The following is a 4,888-nucleotide window of genomic DNA, read 5'->3' as shown; positions in this document are numbered from 1 at the left end:
CGCGCTGGTCATGGGCCACCCGCAGGACCCCGGCCTGTCGCGCGGCGCGGCGGCCACGTCGGGCAAGTTCGCCAGCCTCCGCGGCCTGCCGGCGGTCTCGCCGATGGCCGAGCGGATGGGGCTGGACCGGGACATCGCGCTGGTCGAGATGACGGGAGTGCGCTACCACGCCGATCAGGTCACCACCGCCCGCGCCCTGCCCGCACTGGAGCGCGCCAAGCGCAACGGGCTTCGCGTGACCGCCGGCACGTCGATGCACCACCTCACGCTGAACGAGATGGACGTCGCCGACTACCGCACCTTCTTCAAGGTCAAGCCGCCGCTGCGGTCCGAGGATGACCGTCAGGCGGTCATCGCGGCTTTGCGCGACGGGCTGATCGACGTGATCGGCAGCTTCCACACGCCGCAGGACGAGGAATCGAAGCGCCTGCCCTTCGAAGAAGCCGCCAGCGGCGCGGTGGGGTTGGAGACGATGCTGCCGGTGCTGCTGCGCCTGTATCACGCCGAGGACCTGACCCTGCCGGCGCTGTTCCGCGCGCTGTCGCTGAACCCGGCCCGCCTGCTGGGGCTTGCGTGCGGGCGGCTGGCCGAGGGCGCGCCCGCCGATCTGGTGCTGTTCGACCCGGACAAGCCGCTGGTGCTGGACCGCTTCAAGCTGCGCTCGAAATCGAAGAACACGCCGTTCGACGGCGCGCGCCTGCAGGGCCGGGTGCTGGGCACCTGGGTCGGCGGACGGCGCGTGCACGACGGCTGAGTCGAAACCGAAGGGAGGTCCCGGAATGATCACGTCGGCACTCTGGATCGCGCTGGGCTACCTGCTGGGCTCGATCCCGTTCGGCATCGTCATCACCCGCGCGCTGGGGCTGGGCGATCTGCGCAAGATCGGCTCGGGCAATATCGGCGCCACCAACGTGCTGCGCACGGGGAACAAGCCGGCGGCCGCCGCGACGCTGATCCTCGACGCCGGCAAGGGCGCCATCGCCGTCGGCATCGTGCACGTCATGGTGGGCCCGCAGGTGGCGCACTGGGCGGGCCTTGCGGCGTTCGTGGGGCATTGCTTCCCGGTCTGGCTGCGCTTCCACGGCGGCAAGGGCGTCGCGACCTTCCTGGGCACGGTGCTGGCACTGGCCTGGCCCGTGGGGCTGGCCGCTTGCGTGACGTGGCTCGCGGTCGTCGGCGTGATGCGCATCTCGTCGCTGGGGGCGCTGGGGGCGGCCGCGGCGACGCCGATCTGGATGTGGGTGCTCGGCTATCCGACGCTGGTGCCGGTGGGCCTGATCATGGCCGGCGTGATCTTCTGGCGCCACCGCCAGAACATCGAGCGGCTGCGCGCCGGGACCGAACCGACGCTGCGCCAGAAGCTCTAGCGTTCAGCATACGATCGCTTGGGCGACGGCCCGCGGGTGCGTGATCGGCGCCATGTGGCCCGCGCCCTTGACCACCCTGTCGGTCGCATTCGGGATGCGCGCGGCCAACGCGCGGTGGATCGCGACGACGACGGGCTGGGTCTGGTCGCCGCGGATCAGCGTGACCGGCATGGGCAGGGACTCGAGCCCGCCGGGCGCGAGAAGGCCGGCGCGGTCGTCGCGCAGGGCCGGTTCCGACGCCAGGATGAACGGGATCGACCGCGCCATCGCCTGCCGCGTGTCCTCCCGCAAGTCGTCCCACCGCTGCCCGGCACCCCACTGGCGATTGAAGGCGCGCGCGGCAGTCGGCATGTCGCCAGCCTTGCAGGCGGCGATGAAGGCGGAATCCCGTTCGGCCTGAACGGCCTCTTCGGGGGCGCCTCGGGCGGCGGCGAAGAGCACCGGTTCGATCAGCACCAGCCTCGCGACGCGGTCGGGCCAGCGCAGCGCCAGCCGCAACGCGACCGTCGCGCCGAAGCTGTGGCCGACGAGGTACGCGCCGTCGCACACCAGAGGCGCCACCGCCTCGGTCGCCACGTCGTGCACGTCGCGCCCGTCGGGGAACGGGTCGCTGCGGCCGTGGCCGGGAAAGTCCGGCGCCGTGATTGCGTAGCGGTCGCCCAGATGCTGCGCCACGCCGCGCCACATGCCGCCGCGGCCCTGCCCGCAATGCAGCATCAGCGCCGGCGTCTCGCCTTCGCCAAACTGACTGACGTGGATGTGCGGGGCGGTGTCGGTCGCGCCCGTCAAATCTTGCCCGCGAGGTGCAGGTCGAGGTCGTCCAGCCGGTCGTTGCCCCAGAACCGCTGGTCGTCGTCGGTGATGTAGAATGGGGCGCCGAAGACGCCGCGGTCGGCCGCCTCTTCCAAGTTGCGGGCATAGGTCTCGGCCCCGTCAAGCAGCCCGCTGTCGGCCAGCTTGGGGTCGAACCCCGCGGCCTGCAGGCACTCGCGGATCACGGAATCCTCGGCGATGTCCTTCTCCTCGGCCCAGCAGGCGCGCAGGAAGCCGTGCACCAGCTGCCCAAGGTCGCCACCGCCGGCCTTCTGCGCAGCAATGATCGCGTAGGAGGACGGCGCGGGATTGGTCGGCCAGTGCGCAGGCCTGATGTTGATCGGAAGCCCGTGCTTCTTCGCCTGCCGCGCGAGGTCCTGCGCGCGGTATTCCTGCCGGCTTGGATGGCGGTCCTTCGGCGGCGTGCCCCCGGTCCGCCCGAACAGCGCGATCACGTCCAGCGGCTTGTAGGTCATGGACGCGCCGTGCTTGGCGGCGATGTCCTCGAGCCGGGTGCCGGCGAGGTAGGAGAAGGGCGACAACGTCGCGAAAAAATAGTCGATATGAGCCATCCGAAATCCCCCGTCCGCTGTTGCTGGCGGGCAGAGTAGGCCCATGCTAAGCGGTCCGCAACGTCACGAATCCGTCATGCCATCGGAGCTGCCGCCCATGCCCGCCGTCGTCGAACCCAAGCTGATTTCCGGTAACGCCAACCTGCCCCTGGCCAAGGCCATCGCGCGGCGCATGTCGCTTTATCGGGGGATGAGCGTGGGGCTCGTCGACGCCCGGATCGAGCGATTCAACGACCAGGAGATCTTCGTTGAGGTCTACGAGAACGTCCGCGGCGAGGACATGTTCATCCTGCAATCCACGTCGAACCCCGCCAACGACAACCTGATGGAACTGCTGATCATGGCCGACGCGCTGCGCCGGTCCTCGGCCGCGCGGATCACCGCCGTGATCCCCTATTTCGGTTACGCCCGCCAGGACCGCCGCACCAAGGCGCGTACGCCGATCACCGCCAAGCTGGTGTCGAACATGATCACCAGCGCGGGGATCGAGCGTGTGCTGACGCTGGACCTGCACGCGGCGCAGATCCAGGGTTTCTTCGACATCCCGGTGGACAACCTCTATGCCTCGCCGATCTTCGGGCTCGACGTGCTGCAGCAGTTCGAGAACCCCGCCGAGGAGATCATGGTCGTCAGCCCCGACGTCGGCGGCGTGGCGCGGGCGCGCGAGCTGGCCAAGCGCATCGGCGCGCCGCTGTCGATCGTCGACAAGCGCCGCGAGCGCGCCGGCGAAGTCGCCGAGATGACGGTGATCGGCGACGTCAGCGGAAAGAAATGCCTGATCGTCGACGACATCTGCGACACCGCGGGCACGCTGTGCAAGGCGGCCGAGGTGCTGATGGAGCACGGCGCCACCGAGGTGCACGCCTATATCAGCCACGGCGTCATGTCCGGCCCCGCGGTCGAGCGGGTGACCAAGTCGGTGATGAAGTCGCTGGTCCTGACGGATTCGATCCAGCCGACCGAAGCGATCAAGGCCGCGCCGAACATCCGCGTGCTGCCCACCGCACCGCTGTTCGCGCAGGCGATCCTGAACATCTGGAACGGCACCAGCGTGTCGTCGCTGTTCGAGACCGAAACGCTCGGCCCGATCTACGAAGGCATCCTCGGCCAGCAGACCGCTTGAGCCGGCCTAGACGGGCCAGTCATCCTCGGACGCGACCGCGCCGGTCGCGGTCCAGCGCATCCGGATGCGGGCGATGCGCGTGTCGCCCCATGTGCGGAAGACCAGCGTGCAGCCCACGGGGGTGACATCCTCGGCCGCGATCTCGGCGCGCAGGTTCGTGCTCTGATCCGTGTCCCACAGCGAGACAGTGACCTGAACGACGGGCGCGTCCAGGAACGGCTGCGCGAAGGTCACGGCGCGGCTGCGCTCGCGCGGGCCGCTGCCGGTCCACATCGGTCCGCCGTCCTCGAACTCCGAGAAAATCTCGGCCTCGCCCTGGTCGATGGCCATCTGGCCGCGCGGAAACCGCTGCATCGGCTGCCCCCTTGGTGCTGGCGGGAACCCTGCCGCAAAAGAAAAGGCCCCGCCAGAAGGCAGGGCCCGGATCGTCGCAATCGGTCGCGCGTCAGATCGCCGGCTGCTTCGGGTCCAGCCCGATATGCGTGCCGACCGCGACCATGTCGTTGAGCAACTTGGCCGCGTCGTCGACGGGGCCGGGCTCGTTCTTGAAGGTTTCTTTGGTCTTCTCGTAGGCGCTGCGCGCCTCGGCCACCAGCGACTCGTAGGTCGCCTGGTCGACGTCCTCGCGCGCGAGCGCGCGCTCGGCCAGCACCGACAGCGTCTCGCCGATCTCGGCGAATCCGCCGGTAACGACGAATTCCTGGCGGCCGCTTTCGGTCTCCACGGTCAGGATGCCGGGCCGCAGGGTGGTGATCGTGGGCGCGTGGTTCGGCATCGCCGTCAGGTCGCCATCCGCGCCGGGAATGCGCACCGCGGTGACCTGCGTCGACAGCAGCAGCCGTTCCGGGCTGACGAGGTCGAACTGCATTGTCTCAGCCATGTCTGGCTCCTTCGTCTGGCTGTCGGTGAGGCCCGCCCCCGCGAGGACGGGCCGATCCTGCGATTACGCGGCTTCCGAAGCCATTTTCTCGGCCTTGGCCTTCACGTCCTCGATGCCGCCGACCATGTAGAAG

At 69.5% G+C, this 4,888-nt stretch carries 7 protein-coding genes; 3 read left to right on the top strand and 4 right to left on the bottom strand.

The genetic code is table 11. The annotated features are described in order from the left end of the window. Both ACFDTC_RS16275 and plsY read left to right on the top strand, forming a co-directional pair. Window positions 1–754, top strand: a 754-nt coding sequence (locus ACFDTC_RS16275; RefSeq protein WP_375259935.1) for a dihydroorotase family protein, incomplete at its 5' end; no start/stop codon positions are given. Window positions 755–779: 25 nt separating this feature from the next. Beyond that, the gene (gene plsY, locus ACFDTC_RS16270; protein WP_375259934.1) at window positions 780–1,367 is read left to right on the top strand and encodes a glycerol-3-phosphate 1-O-acyltransferase PlsY; all 588 of its coding nucleotides are present in this window, start codon (window positions 780–782) and stop codon (window positions 1,365–1,367) included. 3 nt (window positions 1,368–1,370) lie between these two features. Here plsY and ACFDTC_RS16265 read toward each other — a convergent pair whose 3' ends face one another. Together ACFDTC_RS16265 and ACFDTC_RS16260 are read right to left on the bottom strand one after the other, a co-directional pair. Then, window positions 1,371–2,156, bottom strand: coding sequence for an alpha/beta fold hydrolase (locus ACFDTC_RS16265; RefSeq protein ID WP_375259933.1), 786 nt, complete (start codon window positions 2,154–2,156; stop codon window positions 1,371–1,373). Continuing rightward, window positions 2,153–2,752 carry a 2-hydroxychromene-2-carboxylate isomerase gene (locus ACFDTC_RS16260; RefSeq protein WP_375259932.1) on the bottom strand — a complete coding sequence of 200 codons (600 nt, stop codon included), beginning with the start codon at window positions 2,750–2,752 and terminating at the stop codon, window positions 2,153–2,155. Before ACFDTC_RS16260 ends, ACFDTC_RS16265 begins: the two co-directional genes overlap by 4 nt. 97 nt (window positions 2,753–2,849) lie before the next feature. On the opposite strand from ACFDTC_RS16260, the gene ACFDTC_RS16255 reads away from it, so the two are divergent. Next, the gene (locus ACFDTC_RS16255) at window positions 2,850–3,875 is read left to right on the top strand and encodes a ribose-phosphate pyrophosphokinase (RefSeq protein WP_375259931.1); all 1,026 of its coding nucleotides are present in this window, start codon (window positions 2,850–2,852) and stop codon (window positions 3,873–3,875) included. Between the two features lie 6 nt (window positions 3,876–3,881). Here ACFDTC_RS16255 and ACFDTC_RS16250 read toward each other — a convergent pair whose 3' ends face one another. Further along, the gene (locus tag ACFDTC_RS16250; protein WP_375259930.1) at window positions 3,882–4,229 is read right to left on the bottom strand and encodes an H-type lectin domain-containing protein; all 348 of its coding nucleotides are present in this window, start codon (window positions 4,227–4,229) and stop codon (window positions 3,882–3,884) included. 91 nt (window positions 4,230–4,320) lie between these two features. After that, window positions 4,321–4,755, bottom strand: a complete 435-nt coding sequence (locus tag ACFDTC_RS16245; RefSeq protein ID WP_375259929.1) for a F0F1 ATP synthase subunit epsilon — start codon at window positions 4,753–4,755, stop codon at window positions 4,321–4,323. Window positions 4,756–4,888: the final 133 nt, after the last annotated feature.

The organism is Citreimonas sp., assembly GCF_042096055.1.
In the GTDB taxonomy this organism is placed as follows: domain Bacteria; phylum Pseudomonadota; class Alphaproteobacteria; order Rhodobacterales; family Rhodobacteraceae; genus Citreimonas.
This window is presented reverse-complemented; position numbering and strand designations above follow the sequence as displayed.